Below are 16,155 nucleotides of genomic sequence, written 5' to 3' on the forward strand. Positions count from 1 at the left end.
CCCAAACAGCCAGTCATTCCAAGGCATTATTATATTGTACCACATCTAGATGGAAATTTGATTCTATCCCTCGTAGGAAGTATGATAAATATTGAAAATGCTTGCGATGTTAGTTTTCTATCGAAAACTTGAAGGAGATGAGCACATGAGTGTTGGTGTTGTAAATGCGAAATTGGCATCGTTCAAATCTTATGTTCGTAAAATGAAGCAGTACGAAGAGGCAATCTCTTTGATTTATTGGGACATGCGGACAGGTGCTCCGAAAAAAGGGATTGAAACGCGTTCCGAAGTTGTCGGTGAGCTCTCCACCGAGGTGTTTCGGATGTCTACGTCGGATGAAATGGGTAGTTATCTCGACTTCTTCGTGCAGCCAGCTGAGCTGGACCAATTAGATCCCATTTCCCGCAAAATGGTGCAAGAATGCAAAAAAGAATATGACCGCAGTAAAAAAATACCAGCTGAAAAATATCAGGCATATGTTGTATTGACGTCTCAGGCAGAGTCTGCTTGGGAAGGCGCGAAGCATAATTCTGATTGGGCGTCCTTCCAACCATTTTTGGAGAAAATTGTAGCGACTACACAAGAATTTATCGAGCTGTGGGGCTATGAAGGGCATAAATATAACACATTGTTGGATATGTATGAGCCAGGAATGACAGTTGAGAAGTTAGATGAGGTATTTGGCACCCTACGGGAAAAAGCAGTTCCACTGCTAGGGCGGATCGCCGCTTCAGCCAACCAACCTAATCGCACTTTCTTAGATCAACAATTTGATATCGGTAAGCAAAAGCAATTCTCGTTGTCTATTTTAAAACAAATGCAATATGATTTCGAAGCGGGTCGCTTGGATGAAACTGTTCATCCTTTCGCTACAGCATTGAACCCAGGGGATGTGCGCATTACGACACGCTATTTGCCCAATGATATCACTTCGGCCCTGTTTGGGACGATTCATGAAGGCGGACATGCGCTGTATGAGCAAAATATTTCAACCAACCTTGTTGGAACGAATCTGTGTACAGGTACTTCCATGGGGATTCACGAATCGCAGTCCCGCTTCTGGGAAAATGTCATCGGCCGCAGCAAACAGTTCTGGGATCGCTACTATGGTGAGCTTCAGACGACGTTCAGCGGGCAAATTGATGATGTTAGTGTCGAAGACTTCTACCGTGCCATTAACCATATTGAGCCATCTTTAATCCGAATTGAAGCGGATGAGCTCACGTATAACTTACATATCATGATTCGTTATGAGCTTGAAAAAGGGTTATTTAACGGTACGATTACCGTAGCAGATCTTCCCGCAGCGTGGAATGCGAAATACGAGGAGTATTTAGGGGTAACCCCACCGAATGACGGAGAAGGTGTCCTGCAGGATGTGCATTGGTCTGGCGGCGCTTTTGGCTATTTCCCATCGTATGCGCTTGGGAACATGTACGCGGCGCAATTCACGAACACGCTACGGAAAGAGCTGCCGAACTTCGATAGCCTAATTGCTGAAGGCAACCTGGCACCTATCAAAGCGTGGTTGACCGAGAAAGTATACCAGCACGGTAAACTGCTCACGCCGAATGAAATCATTCAACAAGTGACAGGTGAACCGTTAAATCCGGAACATCTGATTGCGTATTTGGAAGAGAAGTACGCCGAAGTATACGGAATTTAAAGAATTTCAGTAAGTAAGCACATAGTAGCTATAGGAAGTATTAGAAACAGCTTTCGGTTGACGGTTATTCCGTCACGGGAAGCTGTTTTTTCGTGTTGCTGCTTGTTTGTCATCTCCCAACCCACTGCATGTCTTCGTACGCACGCACAAAAGCACGATAGCATCGTCATCATCTTCGTCAAATTCCCCAAATTTTATGGACGCCACAAGGTTTTTTGTAAGAACCATTAACCGACGTCTGGGCTCTTGCATACGATACAGTACAATTCAAATCGGAGGGACGTCTTATGAACAATCGGAAAAGATGGGGATTCACACTATCCGTCGTTCTGCTCCTAAGCATAATTGCTTCTGCGTGTGGAACCAAAACGGAAGAAACGACGAAGGTGCGCATTGGTGAGGTGACGCGTTCCTTGTTCTATGCACCGCAATATGTCGCGTTATCACAGGGCTTTTTCAAAGATGAAGGGCTTGATGTTGAGCTCACAACGACACCAGGCGGAGATAAAACAATGACCGCGCTGCTCTCCAATGCAATCGATGTGGCACTAGTAGGCTCAGAAACTTCGATCTACGTATCACAGCAAGGCTCGGATGATCCAGTTATCAATTTTGCCCAACTTACGCAAACAGACGGAACTTTTCTCGTAGCACGCAACAAAGTGGATAAGTTGGATTGGAACGCCCTCAAAGGGAAAGTTTTCCTAGGTCAACGTAAGGGCGGAATGCCGCAAATGGCAGGCGAATTCACCTTGAAAAAACATAACATTGATCCTCAGAAGGATTTGCAGCTAATCCAAAATATTGATTTTGCTAACATTGTTTCTGCATATGCTTCAGGCACAGGAGAGTATGTTCAGCTTTTCGAACCGCAAGCGTCCATTATTGAAAAAGAAGGCAAAGGGTATGTGCTGGCATCCTTCGGGGTAGAAAGCGGACATTTGCCGTATACCGTCTTCATGGCGAAGCAAAGCTTTTTGAAATCGAATGCGAGCACGATTCAGAAGTTTACGAATGCCATTCAACGGGCGCAGCTGTGGGTTGCTGCGAAAAGTGTGGATGAAATCACCGAAGCAGTATTGCCATATTTTAAAGATATTGATGTCGCAATTGTCAAAAATGTAGTGAAACGATATAAAGATCAAGGTTCCTTTGCTCCAGATGGCATTGTGGATGAAGCCGAATGGAACAATTTACTCGATGTTATGGCATCAGCGGGCGAACTGAAAGAGAAAGTAGCTTGGAGTAAATTAGTGAATAATTCCTTTGCGGAAAAAGCGAAAACGAATGTGAAGAAGTACTAAAAGAAAATACCCGCAAGATGGAGAAAAGAGGAGGTTAGGCGCCATGGAAACAGCTGTGCAAGTGGGGGATGTCACGCAGGTATATGTCACAGAAGAGCGAGCCACGCTGGCCCTCCAGGGAATTTCGTTCGACATTGCCAAAGGCGAGTTTGTCAGTTTGATTGGTCCTAGCGGTTGTGGCAAAACAACGCTCTTATCCATCATTGCGGGACTCCTCTCGCCGACTTCTGGCAAGGTTACCGTAGCTGGTCATCAGGTGCATGGGCCATCGGCAAAAGTAGGTTACATGCTGCAGCAGGACTACTTATTTCCTTGGCGAACAATTGAAGCTAATGCTTGTATGGGGTTGGAAATCGCAGGCTCACTCACGAAAGAGAAGAGGCAGGGGGCGCTTCACTTATTGGAAGAGATGGGACTGCTTGCATTCAAAGATTATTATCCCGCGCAGCTATCAGGTGGTATGCGGCAACGGGTAGCGCTTGTTCGGACTTTGGCAACAGAACCAGAATTGCTGCTATTGGATGAGCCATTTTCCGCACTGGACTATCAGACGAAGCTGCAGTTAGAAGATTTGGTTGTAGAGACGCTGCGCGCAAAGAAGAAAACCGCGATACTGGTCACACATGATATTTCAGAAGCGATTGCGATGAGTGACCGTATTCTTGTGTTGGCGCCGAATCCAGGGCGTATTCGCCGATCCTTCGAAATGCCAGACGTAGTTCGGGCAGCCGTACCTTTTGAAGCGAGAGAATTGCCTGAATTTCATGTACTATTTCGACAAATCTGGCAGGAATTTGGGGGTGTGCAGCATGGATAATCGAGATGAGGGGCACATCCTCAAAGACCAATCGAATGAGAAATTAAAGCAGGATGTACATCAGCGTTTTCTAAAGGCCAGAAAGCGAGAGACGAAGTGGGTTCGACTTATCCAAGCAGCGATCCTACTTCTGTTTTTATCCATATGGGAAATGGCATCGCGATTGAAATGGATTGATGTGCTGCTTTTTAGCTATCCTTCTAAAGTATTTCAACTGCTCTGGGAGAAGTTGCTTGACGGAACGCTTCTTCCTCATGTCGCTGTAACCGTAGAAGAAACGATTATTGGGTTTTTCTTGGGTACCCTTTTAGGAACAGCCTTAGCCGTCGTGATTTGGTGGTCTCCTTTTCTATCGCGGATATTGGATCCCTATATTGTCGTGTTAAATAGTATGCCGAAAGTAGCGCTAGGACCCTTATTTATTGTGGGCTTCGGGCCTGGACTACTTTCCATTATCGCGACAACACTTTCGATTACGGTTATTATTACGACACTTGTTGTATACGGAAGCTTCAAGGAAGTGGATCATAATTACATTAAGGTTGTAAAATTATTCGGTGGCAATCAGCGTAAAGTTTTTCTCAAAGCCATTTTCCCCGCTTCGTTCCCCACTATTGTTTCTACGCTGAAAGTCAATGTTGGCTTGGCCTGGATCGGCGTCATCGTCGGAGAATTTCTAGTGTCCCAGAAGGGGCTGGGATACTTAATCATATATGGCTTTCAAGTCTTTAATTTCACTTTAGTGATATCCACCTTATTCGTAATTGCTTTAGTCGCTACGGTGATGTACCAGCTTGTTGCCAACCTAGAGAAGAAACTAACGAAACATCGGTAATAGAGAGAGGCTTGCCACAACACCATGTAAAATGAAATAATGAGCCCATAGAATAACCTGTAAAGAGGTGAAAACGCTATGGGCTTTCGTGTGCTCAAAACAGCTCTTGCAGTCATAATCGCGATGTACTTGGCGTATATATTAGGGGTTCATACGCCAGGGGCAGCGGGACTTCTTGCCATTCTGGGTATTGAAGTGACGAAGAAGAAAGGCATTCAGAGTGCTCTACACCGTATCGCGGCATCCATTTTGGCTTTATTCATTGGTTCCATTTTGTTTAACGTGTTTGGCTTTCATATCTGGGTGGTTAGTTTGTTTATTCTTATCGTGTTTCCCGTTCTCGTTCGGCTTCGGATTACCGAAGGGGCTGTAACAGGAGCGGTCGTGATGCTGCATCTCTTTGCTTATGAATCGGCGGATTGGCAATCCGTGCTCAACGAGCTGATTTTGTTAGTCATTGGACTGGGATCAGCGACCCTAATCAATATTGCCTACATGCCGAAGGCAGACACCTCACTGAACGCGCATAAACGAAAAATTGAGGAATTATTTTCTGTCATATTTATCAATATTGCCAAGCATCTCCGGGATGATAAAGTCATTTGGGATGGAAAAGAGCTGCTGGAAGTTAGTGAGGAAATCGAAAATGGCGCCTTAATGGCCAAACGTTCGATGGACAATACGTTGTTATTCGGCTGGGATCCTTATTGGCGAGTGTATTTCTACATGCGTGGGGAGCAGCTGGAATCGATACATCGCATGATTGATCTAGTGGCCGGCGTGTATCAGACTTTACCTCAAGGAGAGTTAGTCGCTGCGATCTTCGAAGATATTAGCCAAACTGTCAAGGAAGACTATTATACAGGGGCTGCGGAGAAAGAATTACAAGAGCTGGTGGCTCGATATAAATTGATGCCTTTGCCTGAGAGTCGTGAAGAATTCGAAGTGAGATCAGCGATTTTACAGCTTAATAGGGAGTTAATGCACTACTTAGCTATTGCCAAAAAGCAAAAAAAACACCGTCCAGAAGCGGGTTGACTCTGACAGATATAAGTATTTTTGAATCTCAAAAATAATATAAAATAATTGTCACTCTAGACTACTGTCCTGCATACACTTGTAATGAATGATTGTATGGAGGAGGTTGAAAGGATGTCATTAGATAAAGATTTGCAATGCAGAGAGATCATTACAAAAGCTGTCTGCGGTAAAGGTCGCAAATTTTCTCATGTAAGTCATACCGTGACTCCGCCTTATTCTCCAACCAGTATTTTGGGCGCTTGGATTATTAATAACCAATTCGAGGCTGTCCATTCATCTGGAGAGGGCGTAGAGGTAGTTGGTACTTACGATATCAACATCTGGTATTCTTACGATCGTAACACCAAAACAGACGTAGCAAAAGAAACCGTATCGTATGTAGAAATTGTTGGACTAAGCTACTTAGACAAAAAACATAAGTCGGCGACAGCCGAAGTATCAGCTGTCGCGACGCAGGAGCCGAATTGCGTTGAAGCCAGCATCTCGTCTAGCGGCACCGGCGTAACCATTCGGGTGGAACGTGAGTTCCAAGTAGAACTCATTGCCGAAACAAAAGTCTGTGTAGTCGTTTGCACCAACGGCTGCAATGACTTCGACGACAAGCACGTGGATTTCGATGACAGTGGCGATGGGGATTTTGAGGATCTGGACGCCGATCTGCTCGAGGATGAACTGGATTAAGGGAGCTTTCGGAAATTCGATACTTGATTTCGGAAAGTCTCCTAAGGAACTTTATACGCCAGTATATGCGGGCTAAAAGGGTTCGGCAGAGGGCATTTGCCCTCTTTTTTGTTGTATTCGCACTTTTGGGCAGGATGCACTTAAAACTAAGCAGCAAAGTTAAGAATGAGGGGGTGTTTGCGTGGAAACCTTCTTCCTGCATGCTCAGGAGAAAGACGCACTTGAGCTTGCTGAACGAATCAGAATACCTAGTGGATCTAGGCTTCCTGAGAATTGGCAAGGACAGATCGTACTGCATTGGGGAGCCGCACATGATGAATATCCCTATCTGGCTGCTCTGCAGCCCATTAAAGCGATCATACGCGCTCAGAATCGAAGGAAGCGGGAGGAGATACTTCAGCTTCATGGGATGAAAACTATGGCATCTCATGCTGCTTCAGCTCAGGGGAAAAAGGAACAGAAGCCATTTATCCTTAAATATAAAGTGGCTGTGTTTCACTTGCAAACGCTTCTCATTTATGAAAAAAAAGAGACCGTTCTGCTTGCTGAGAAATCCTTGCAACATCAGAGACAATATCGTGTGAACGCAGCTTACATAGAAGTTGGAACAGCTCAAATCAATTTCCACGCACGCAGAGCGAGCCGGGAATCCGTTAAAGCCATCTACGCACTTGGCTTAGACTACGGCCTTGTCACCATCGGTATCACGCCCAGCGGGCATACACTCGTGCTGGATGTAGATCCCGTTCCCAAGTTGAACGGGAGATTAGTACAGCTCTTTGCGCAAGCGATTGATCAGTATGATCAATCGCTCACTAAAGAGCTGGAACGGAAAGAGCGAGTGATGCTCGGCTGCGACCCCGAATTCCTGCTCGTGAATCCGCAGGGGAAGGTCGTATTCGCCGACCGCTTCTTAACCCGGGAAGGCGCTGTGGGCAGCGACGCCATCGTATTGAGCGGCCATCGCGTGATTCTGCCGCTAGCAGAGCTGCGCCCGCAGCCCAGCGTTGATCCGCTGCAGCTTGTAAAGAATGTGCGAGTGACCATGGGGATTGCTGCACGGAAGATTACCGACCATAGCCTAGCGTGGTGCTCTGGCGGCATGCCTGTGCGAGGCTACCCGCTAGGCGGACACATCCATTTTAGCCGCTGCTGGATGAATGTGCACCTGCTGCGGGTCCTGGACAATTATCTCGCGCTGCCGCTGATCTTAATTGAAGACGAATCAACGCGCGGTCGGCGTCCAAAGTATGGCTATCTAGGTGACTTCCGCAAAAAGTCACATGGCGGGTTCGAATACCGAACACTGCCAAGCTGGCTTCAGTCTCCAACCATTACACGAGGAGTGTTCGCACTTGCCGCCTTGCTTGTGAATAATTACTGGCGCTTGCCGCGGAAGCCGCTGCAAGAACTCGATATCCAAGCGGCTTATTACAAGGGTGATAAGAACAGGCTTCAGGGTGAGGTTGCCAAGCTTTGGAAGGATTTGGAGCAGCTCAAGGGGTATGAGCTCTATGCAGGGGCATTGGAAGGGCTTCGATTACAGATAACCTCCATGCTGCCGTGGCGCGAGATGGCCGACATTCGGGTCGCTTGGAAAATTGCACCCGGTGTGCGTAAAGAAGCTTTTGACGAAGAAATCATGTTATAATAGATTATCTATTGCATCCTAGAGTTAGAGATGAATAGCTGTTGGTTTTTCTAAAAATGTGTGGCATGTGAAGGCAGTACACATATTCCATTGTTCTGCTTGCCCGGGGGCGATTTTCCTGCGGTAAGCAGAATGATTTCTATGAGTTTGTGTATCATTGAAAATAAGATTACTAGTTTCATAGAGTTCACTATTTACTTTGCAATAGGTTGGAGGAACACGAGTTGGCTACATATACGCCGATGATTCAGCAATACTTAGCCGTGAAGGCACAGGTGCCAGATGCTTTTTTATTTTTTCGTCTTGGCGATTTTTATGAGATGTTTTTTGAGGATGCGATTAATGCATCGCGTGAACTAGAAATTACGTTAACAGGCCGTGAAGGTGGCGGTGAAGAGAAAATTCCGATGTGCGGCGTTCCTCATCATGCGGCTGACAACTATATGTCCCGTTTAATTGAAAAAGGTTTCAAAGTCGCCATCTGTGAACAGGTCGAAGATCCTGCAGAAGCCAAAGGTGTTGTACGACGCGAAATTGTTCGGATTGTCACTCCAGGTACCGTGATGGACAGTAAGTTGTTAGGCGAATCCGTCAATAATTACATCGTTTCTTTGGTAAATCAAGCCCATGGTTACGCGTTTACAGCTTGCGATATTTCAACAGGTGAGCTGTATACGACGCATCTGCCACCTTCTTGGGAACTCGTCGCAGACGAGTTGAATGTGTATAATCCGTCAGAAATTATAACGAATCAAGCTTTGTTGACTACGATTCGTGAATCGGGTGCAGCTTGGGGCCGTAACATGGTGCTGACAGAGTGGACGAACGCGGATGAAGCTTTGCTTGATGAGCATTTCGCTGAAGATGCTGCGCTAGCGGACTTATCCAGTATCAGTCGACAAGGTGTCGCTTTATTACTTGCCTATTTGAAAGAAACACAAAAGAGAGCAATTACACACGTAAAGCACATTCGTATCTATGAGCCGGATCAATTCATGACGATGGATCCATTCACGCGCCGCAACTTAGAACTCGTTGAAACGGTTCGTGAACGCGCCAAAAAAGGTTCATTACTATGGCTTTTGGACAAAACCGTAACCGCCATGGGTGCACGTATGCTGCGCCGCTGGATCGAGAAGCCGCTGATGAACGTGGCTCGTATTGAAGAAAGATTAGAAGCGGTCAATCTCCTCTATAATCAATTGATTGTACGTGAAGACGTGAAGCAAGCTCTGAAGGAAGTCTATGACTTAGAGCGCCTAGTTGCCCGCATCTCCTATGGCAATGCCAATGCCCGTGACATGATTGCACTGAAACACTCCTTACAGCAAGTTCCGATGCTCCAGCAGTTATGTGCCACATCTGGGTCTGAAACACTGCGGAAGCTCGTTGAAAATATGGATGTTTGTGATGACGTCATGTCGTGGATTGCCAATGCCATTGAAGACGAGCCACCGGTTTCGATACGTGACGGGGGAATGATCCGCGAAGGTTATCAGCCTTACTTGGATACGCTTCGTGAGGCTAGCAAGAACGGGAAGCAATGGATCGCTGAGCTGGAGCGTCAAGAACGTGAAGCAACGGGCATTAAGTCGCTCAAAATCGGCTACAACAAAGTATTTGGATACTTTATTGAGGTCACGAAGGCCAACATGTCCGCTTTGCAGGAAGGCCGCTATGAGCGTAAACAGACGCTAGCGAATGCTGAGCGTTATGTGACGCCGGAGCTCAAAGAAAAAGAAGCGCTCATTCTGGAAGCGCAAGATAAAATGATTGATCTGGAGTATGAACTATTCACGGAGCTGCGCGACCGGATTTCGGAGCATATCTCCAGATTGCAAAAGCTGGCGGAGGTCATTGCCACCGCCGATGTCTACCAATCGCTGGCAACAGTCAGCGCGGCGCAGCACTTCCGCAAGCCGGAGATCGGCGAAGGCTTCGATCTTGAAATCATGGACGGCCGCCACCCGGTGGTGGAGGCTGTCATCCAGGACGGCTCGTTCATTGCGAACGGGACGAGCCTGTTGCAAGAGCAGGGCCGCATCCTGCTGATTACCGGGCCGAATATGGCCGGTAAGAGTACGTATATGCGGCAGGTTGCTGTGATCTGCCTCATGGCGCAGATCGGCTGCTTCGTGCCTGCGAGCTCCGCGCGAATTCCGGTCACAGACCGGATCTTCACGCGGATCGGTGCTGCCGATGACCTCATCGGCGGGCAGAGTACGTTCATGGTCGAGATGATGGACATCCAGGTCATGACCGAGAAGGCGACAAGTCGAAGCCTCGTCATCATTGATGAGCTGGGCCGCGGCACCTCGACCGGTGAAGGCATGGCAATCGCGCAGGCCGTCATCGAATTTCTTCACGATCAGATCGGCTGCAAGACGCTCGTGTCGACGCATTTCCATGAGCTCGCGCATCTGGAAGAGAGCCTTGGGCATCTGCGCAATCACTGCATGGCTGTGAAGGAAAGCGGCAGGCAGGTAACCTTCCTGCGCAAGCTTATCCCTGGGGCAGCCAGTACAAGTTACGGCATCTACTGTGCCGAAATTGCCGGGCTGCCGGATGCGATCATTCAGCGCTCGTACGCGCTGCTGAATGGCTTTGAAGAACGTGCCGCAGCAGCGCCGCACGTACAAGTAGCCACGAGGGAACCCGTGGCTGCAATGACGACTGCCTCAGCTGAGCCTGTGGCAGCCCCGATCCGGCAGCTGTCCCTCTTCGAGGAGGACAGCCCGGTTGAAGTTGCCGTCAAGAAGAAGCATGACGGCAAATCTCAACTGGTGCTTGACCAGTTGAAGGGGATTGATCTTATCAATATGACGCCGCTGCAGGCGCTCAATTTGGTGTATGAGTGGAAACAAAAGCTACAGTAAATTAATGAACGGAGATAGCCATATGAAAGTATCACCACTTCGAAAAAAAGCTTTGAAAGCAACGTTAGCCCTAGCATCGACGCTAGCCGTCGTTATGCCTGTGAGTGCCATGGCACAAGAGGATTTGAATACGGTTCTCGTTCGCAAAACACTGGTGGAAAACCATGTGAGCGGCGTCTCCTTAGAGGCGCTTGAGAATAAAAGCATTGAGCAAATGATCGAGAGTTTGAAGGATCCTTATACAGTGCTATTCACACCGCAGGATTATGGTCAATTTTCAAATACCCTTGAGAACAGTTTTGAAGGCATAGGCTGTGTGATTGGGCTCGATGATAAAGGCGTATATGTGTCGAAGCCAATCCCAGGGTCGCCGGCAGCGATTGCTGGCTTACAGAAGGATGATTATATACGTGCTGTAGATGGCGTTCCTGCCTCTACGACGTCAATTGACGAAGTTCGGAACAAAATTATCGGTGTTGCTGGGACGAAAGTGAAGGTTACCGTTTTGCGCGGAGATAAAGTATTAACGTTCGAGATTACACGCCAAGCTGTGAACTCCCCTGAAGTCTACAGCAGCTCCTTTACCAATGGTGTTGGGTATATTCAAATTACAGACTTTTCCGATGAAGCTGACGAGGAATTTGACAAAGAACTAAGTGCCCTTCAGGAAAAAGGATTGAAGTCGTTAATCTTAGATGTGCGTGACAATCCCGGTGGTTATCTGGAAACAGCGAGGAATATTGCAAAGCATTTTGTAAAAGATGGCGTCCTCATTCATACGAAAGATCGGGATGGTGTCGATGATCCTGTTAACATTACCGACGGTAATCCGCTAGGGATTCCTGTTTATATTTTAGCTAATGAAAATAGTGCTAGTGCTTCTGAAGTGCTCTCAGGCGCTCTTCAGGATTATGGGGTTGCGAAAGTAATCGGAATGCAAACCTATGGGAAAGGAAGCGTGCAGCAACTATTTGAGTTTCCGGATCATAGTGTTTTGAAGGTCACGGTAGAAGAATACCTTACACCCAAAATGCGGAAAGTGAACAAAGAAGGCATTACACCAGACCTACAAGTTGATGGTGTATCTGCACAATTTATCACAGCTCTTCATGAATCTGGCATATCGGATATTCAAGTTATGATCAAGAAACATGGTGCTACTTATAATGGGGTTGATGTCGGCTTTGGCTTTGGCAGCTTCCAAGAGAATGGCAAGTTTTATGCTTCTGCAAGAGGACTTGCTGCTTTAATCGGAGCCAAGATTTCATGGAATAATGCGGATCGAACCGTTGATATCACAGATAACAAGGGAACGCATGCATTTCCAATTGAAGCGGATAAATTGATGATTGTAAACGATGCAAGCTATATCAATGTTGATCTTTTCGATGATTATTTCCCACAGCTGAAGGTCAACGTTCAAGGGGACTCGGTTTCAATTCAAGGTACAAAGGGGAACTAAATCAATGGGCAAAATTCAGCTCTTAAGCGAGCATATTGCGAACCAAATTGCAGCAGGTGAAGTGGTGGAACGACCTTCATCGGTCGTGAAAGAGCTGGTTGAAAACTCGGTTGATGCGGGAAGTACCCGTATTGATGTCACGATTGAAGAAGGTGGATTGAGCCTTATTCGGGTGTCGGATAATGGCTCAGGCATGGCACTTGAGGACTGTGAACTAGCATTTCAGCGGCATGCGACGAGTAAAATCGCGACGAGCAAGGATCTATTCTCCATCCGCACGTTGGGCTTTCGAGGCGAGGCTTTGCCGAGTATTGCTTCTGTCTCCAGACTGGAGTGTGTGACAAGCGCTAATGAAGATGGACTAGGCAGGAAAATCGTCATCGAAGGTGGAACGATACGCGCTGTGGAAGAGACGGCAGCGTCGCGCGGCACGGAAGTGACGGTACGTGATCTATTTTATAACACGCCAGCAAGATTAAAATATATGAAGACGATCCAGACAGAGCTGGGGCATATCTCTGATTATTTATATCGTCTTTCATTGGCTCATCCGGGGATTGCTTTCATGTTAAAGCATAACGGAAATGTGCTGCTCCAAACGTTAGGCAACGGGGATTTGCTGCAAGTCATTGCCGGCATCTATGGCACGGCGATTGCCAAACAAATGCTTCCTCTCCAAGTGGAAAGCTTGGATTATTCCATCACGGGCTTCGTGGCGAAGCCCGAAATGACGCGCGCGAATCGCGGCGGCATCTCGACCATTGTCAATGGTCGGTATGTGCGCAACTTCGCGCTGAATCAAGCACTGCTGCAGGGGTATCATACCCTGCTGCCGATCAATCGCTATCCCGTTGCTGCGCTGCATATCGGGATGGATCCTGCGCTTGTGGATGTCAACGTGCATCCATCCAAGCTCGAAGTCCGCTTCAGTAAGGAAGCGGAGCTAACGGCATTGATCGAAGCCGAGGTGAAGCGGCTATTTGGGCGACAAGTCTTGATTCCTACGGGAGTCAAGGCGGCAACCGCTCCGAAGGGAGCTTACGTCCAGGAGCAATTGGAGCTCACGCGTACGGTGGAGCCTCCGAAGGAAACACGCAGCACATCCATGGATTTGGATGCGGAGTTTTTTAAAGACCATAAGGATCCAGAAGATACGAATAGGCTGAATTTGAAGGAACCAAGCGTTACGCAAAGCACGGAGAAACCTTGGATGCCACCGCTGCCACAGATAAAGGAAACGGCACCAGCATATCAGCAGCAGGTATCATCTCCAGTGACGCCTGCGCCATCTCCAGCGAAGCAAGTGACAACCACAGAGGCACCAGTGGCCTCACGGCCGTCATTCACGAATCAAGGATACACGTCCTCCAGTAATGCACCTTATCGCAATACCTCTATTCAGCAGCAACGACGCACGAATGAGGCGTTTATGGATTTGATGCCTTCCAATGAGGATAGCGACGCGCCTAAACTGCCGACGTTTCCGAGATTGGACCCGATAGGACAAATGCATGGCACTTATTTGATCGCTCAGAATGAAACGGGCTTGTACCTCATTGATCAACATGCGGCACATGAGCGCATCAATTATGAATATTTTTATGAGCGTTTTGGCAATCCTGCTGAGGCGAGCCAAGAATTACTCGTTCCAATTACATTGGAATTTACACCATCTGAGGCAGGTGTCATTGCAGATAGGCTTGCCCTGTTTGAGCAAGTAGGCGTGTTTATGGAAGCTTTTGGCGGCAATACGTTCCTTGTGCGTGCACATCCGCATTGGTTCCCATCTGGCGAGGAGAAGTCCATTGTCGAAGAGATGTGCGAACTAATCATTTCGGACCGCAAGGCGTTGGATATTGCTAAGCTGCGTGAAAAGGCGGCGATCATGTGCTCCTGCAAAGCTTCTATTAAGGCTAATCAAAGTCTTAGCGTTGTCGAGATGGAGATGCTCATTGATCGACTTGCTGGCTGTAGAAACCCCTACACGTGCCCACATGGACGACCAATCGTAGTAAGTTTTACAACGTATGAGTTAGAAAAAATGTTTAAGCGAGTGATGTAACCCTGTGCTAGTGACAACTTCGTATAACCCGTCTGCCGAATTGACAGCGGAAGCCGCACGATTATCAGCTTTATATGGTGGCCGAATTGTGCCCCGGAAGAAGTATTCTTTGGAACTTCTTAGGAGAAATTATAAGGATAGTTCCGTTCTGCTTGTGACAAGAGAAGAGATCAGGTACTATGAAGAAGATCACCCTGCAACTTTTTTCCATCCTAGCATGTCCCTCGTACGTGTCAAACGGATGCAGCGAGGCGAGCCTGATTTACTTATTGAGGCATCAGGAGCAGGTCCAGGAGACCGTATCGTAGATTGTACAGCGGGATTAGCGTCGGATGCGATCGTCTTCTCTTATGTTGTTGGTGAGGAAGGGCGAGTTACAGCTCTGGAAAGTGAAGCGATACCGGCCATGCTCATCCAAGAAGGATTGGCTCAGTATCAGTCAGAAATACCGGAGTTGAATGCAGCGATGAGACGCATTGAGGTTAGGCGGACAGATCACCTTTCTTATTTGCAAAAGTTAGAGACGCAGAGTGTGGATGTTGTTTATTTTGATCCTATGTTTCGCAGTCCGATTGAGGAATCGCACGCGATATCCCCACTTCGGCATCGTGCGAACGATGAAGCTGTTCGTTTGGCTTCGATCACAGAAGCAAGACGCGTCGCGCGCAAAAGTATTGTGCTTAAGGAAAACAGAGAAAGTTCGGAGTTTGCCCGGCTCGGGTTCGAGCATGTGTTACGATCAACAACGAAAACAACGTATGGAGTGATTCGATTGTGTTAGCCCCATCTCCCAAGCCGAAATTACTCGTGCTACTTGGTCCCACCGCAGTTGGCAAAACCAAGCTCAGCTTGGAGATTGCGCAGCGCTTCAATTGTGAAATTATTTCTGGCGATTCGATGCAGGTTTATCGCGGCATGGATATCGGTACCGCCAAAGCGAGTGAAGCGGAGCAGCAGATCGTTCCGCATCATTTGATTGACATTCATGATCCGTCGTACTCCTTTTCTGCAGCCGAATTCCAAGAGCGGGTCAAAGGATTAATCCATGACATCCACTCGCGTGGCAAGCTGCCTTTTATCGTAGGTGGCACAGGATTATATATCGAATCGGTTTGTTACGATTATCGATTTACCGATGTCAGCATGGATGAGGAATTTCGGCAAGCGCAGGAAGCCTTTGCGAATACGCATGGGGAAGAGGCCCTGCATGCGAAGCTGCGGGAGATCGATCCTGAGAGTGCAGAACGTCTGCATGCGAACGATCGAAGACGCGTCATTCGAGCGCTTGAGATTTTTCATATCTCTGGTGAAACGATGACCGCTCATTTGGCCTCCCAGAAAAAAGAATCCCCTTACGAACTATGTATCATTGGGCTAACGATGGATCGAGCTCTTCTTTATCAGCGCATTGAAGAACGCATCGATGTGATGATTGGGGAGGGATTGGTCGAAGAAGTTCAAGCGCTTCTATCTGCTGGCACCCCAAAGTCAGCGATTTCGATGCAAGCACTTGGCTACAAAGAGATCGTTAGCTATCTGGAGCATGAGCTAAGTTTCGAGGATGCCGTGACTCTGCTTAAGCGGGATACACGTCGATTTGCGAAGCGTCAATTGTCTTGGTTTCGGCATATGAAAGACATTGATTGGGTTGATGTGACGGACATAGCAAATTTTTCTGCCCATTTCGAAATGATTAGTGATATACTAGCAGGAAAGTTTGTACATAAAATAGAATATAATTAACAAATATCACCATTAGA

At 47.4% G+C, this 16,155-nt stretch carries 12 protein-coding genes; all 12 read left to right on the top strand.

Going from position 1 to position 16,155, the window contains the following annotated elements; all coding sequences use genetic code 11:
• Nucleotides 1-145 precede the first annotated feature (145 nt).
• Nucleotides 146-1,666, top strand: coding sequence for a carboxypeptidase M32 (locus J2736_RS04005; protein ID WP_310223768.1), 1,521 nt, complete (start codon nucleotides 146-148; stop codon nucleotides 1,664-1,666).
• A 287-nt stretch (nucleotides 1,667-1,953) separates the two neighbouring features.
• A complete protein-coding gene (locus tag J2736_RS04010; RefSeq protein ID WP_310223770.1) occupies nucleotides 1,954-2,970 on the top strand; it encodes an ABC transporter substrate-binding protein in 1,017 nt (338 codons plus the stop codon).
• Between the two features lie 43 nt (nucleotides 2,971-3,013).
• Complete coding sequence (locus J2736_RS04015; RefSeq protein WP_310223772.1) at nucleotides 3,014-3,787, top strand: ABC transporter ATP-binding protein; 774 nt, start codon at nucleotides 3,014-3,016, stop codon at nucleotides 3,785-3,787.
• Entirely contained in the window at nucleotides 3,780-4,622 is an 843-nt protein-coding gene (locus J2736_RS04020; protein WP_310223774.1) for an ABC transporter permease, read from the top strand. Before J2736_RS04015 ends, J2736_RS04020 begins: the two co-directional genes overlap by 8 nt.
• 78 nt (nucleotides 4,623-4,700) lie before the next feature.
• The gene (locus J2736_RS04025) at nucleotides 4,701-5,660 is read left to right on the top strand and encodes an aromatic acid exporter family protein (protein WP_310223775.1); all 960 of its coding nucleotides are present in this window, start codon (nucleotides 4,701-4,703) and stop codon (nucleotides 5,658-5,660) included.
• 114 nt (nucleotides 5,661-5,774) lie between these two features.
• Nucleotides 5,775-6,344 carry an outer spore coat protein CotE gene (locus J2736_RS04030; RefSeq protein ID WP_310223777.1) on the top strand — a complete coding sequence of 190 codons (570 nt, stop codon included), beginning with the start codon at nucleotides 5,775-5,777 and terminating at the stop codon, nucleotides 6,342-6,344.
• A gap of 181 nt (nucleotides 6,345-6,525) precedes the next feature.
• Nucleotides 6,526-7,995 (top strand): putative amidoligase domain-containing protein, encoded by a 1,470-nt coding sequence (locus J2736_RS04035; RefSeq protein ID WP_310223779.1) that lies wholly within the window; start codon nucleotides 6,526-6,528, stop codon nucleotides 7,993-7,995.
• Between the two features lie 224 nt (nucleotides 7,996-8,219).
• Nucleotides 8,220-10,871, top strand: coding sequence for a DNA mismatch repair protein MutS (gene mutS, locus J2736_RS04040; protein ID WP_310223780.1), 2,652 nt, complete (start codon nucleotides 8,220-8,222; stop codon nucleotides 10,869-10,871).
• Nucleotides 10,846-12,333 (top strand): S41 family peptidase, encoded by a 1,488-nt coding sequence (locus J2736_RS04045; RefSeq protein WP_310223781.1) that lies wholly within the window; start codon nucleotides 10,846-10,848, stop codon nucleotides 12,331-12,333. Before mutS ends, J2736_RS04045 begins: the two co-directional genes overlap by 26 nt.
• A gap of 4 nt (nucleotides 12,334-12,337) precedes the next feature.
• The gene (gene mutL / locus J2736_RS04050; protein ID WP_310223783.1) at nucleotides 12,338-14,395 is read left to right on the top strand and encodes a DNA mismatch repair endonuclease MutL; all 2,058 of its coding nucleotides are present in this window, start codon (nucleotides 12,338-12,340) and stop codon (nucleotides 14,393-14,395) included.
• A gap of 10 nt (nucleotides 14,396-14,405) precedes the next feature.
• On the top strand, nucleotides 14,406-15,176 hold the full coding sequence (locus J2736_RS04055; protein ID WP_310223785.1) for a class I SAM-dependent methyltransferase: 771 nt from the start codon (nucleotides 14,406-14,408) through the stop codon (nucleotides 15,174-15,176).
• On the top strand, nucleotides 15,167-16,138 hold the full coding sequence (gene miaA / locus J2736_RS04060; protein WP_397340219.1) for a tRNA (adenosine(37)-N6)-dimethylallyltransferase MiaA: 972 nt from the start codon (nucleotides 15,167-15,169) through the stop codon (nucleotides 16,136-16,138). The genes J2736_RS04055 and miaA overlap by 10 nt, the downstream gene beginning before the upstream one ends.
• Nucleotides 16,139-16,155 lie beyond the last annotated feature (17 nt).

Origin of the sequence: Paenibacillus qinlingensis, from assembly GCF_031455095.1 — a bacterium.
Classification (GTDB): Bacteria; Bacillota; Bacilli; order Paenibacillales; family NBRC-103111; genus Paenibacillus_E; species Paenibacillus_E qinlingensis_A.

Excerpts from the sequence above, each read along its gene's own strand:
- J2736_RS04005 (WP_310223768.1), top strand. The coding sequence starts at position 146 with ATGAGTGTTGGTGTTGTAAATGCGAAATTGGCATCGTTCAAATCTTAT.
- J2736_RS04010 (WP_310223770.1), top strand. The coding sequence starts at position 1,954 with ATGAACAATCGGAAAAGATGGGGATTCACACTATCCGTCGTTCTGCTC.
- mutL (WP_310223783.1), top strand. The coding sequence starts at position 12,338 with ATGGGCAAAATTCAGCTCTTAAGCGAGCATATTGCGAACCAAATTGCA.
- J2736_RS04030 (WP_310223777.1), top strand. The coding sequence starts at position 5,775 with ATGTCATTAGATAAAGATTTGCAATGCAGAGAGATCATTACAAAAGCT.
- J2736_RS04025 (WP_310223775.1), top strand. The coding sequence starts at position 4,701 with ATGGGCTTTCGTGTGCTCAAAACAGCTCTTGCAGTCATAATCGCGATG.
- J2736_RS04045 (WP_310223781.1), top strand. The coding sequence starts at position 10,846 with ATGAGTGGAAACAAAAGCTACAGTAAATTAATGAACGGAGATAGCCAT.
- J2736_RS04015 (WP_310223772.1), top strand. The coding sequence starts at position 3,014 with ATGGAAACAGCTGTGCAAGTGGGGGATGTCACGCAGGTATATGTCACA.
- J2736_RS04020 (WP_310223774.1), top strand. The coding sequence starts at position 3,780 with ATGGATAATCGAGATGAGGGGCACATCCTCAAAGACCAATCGAATGAG.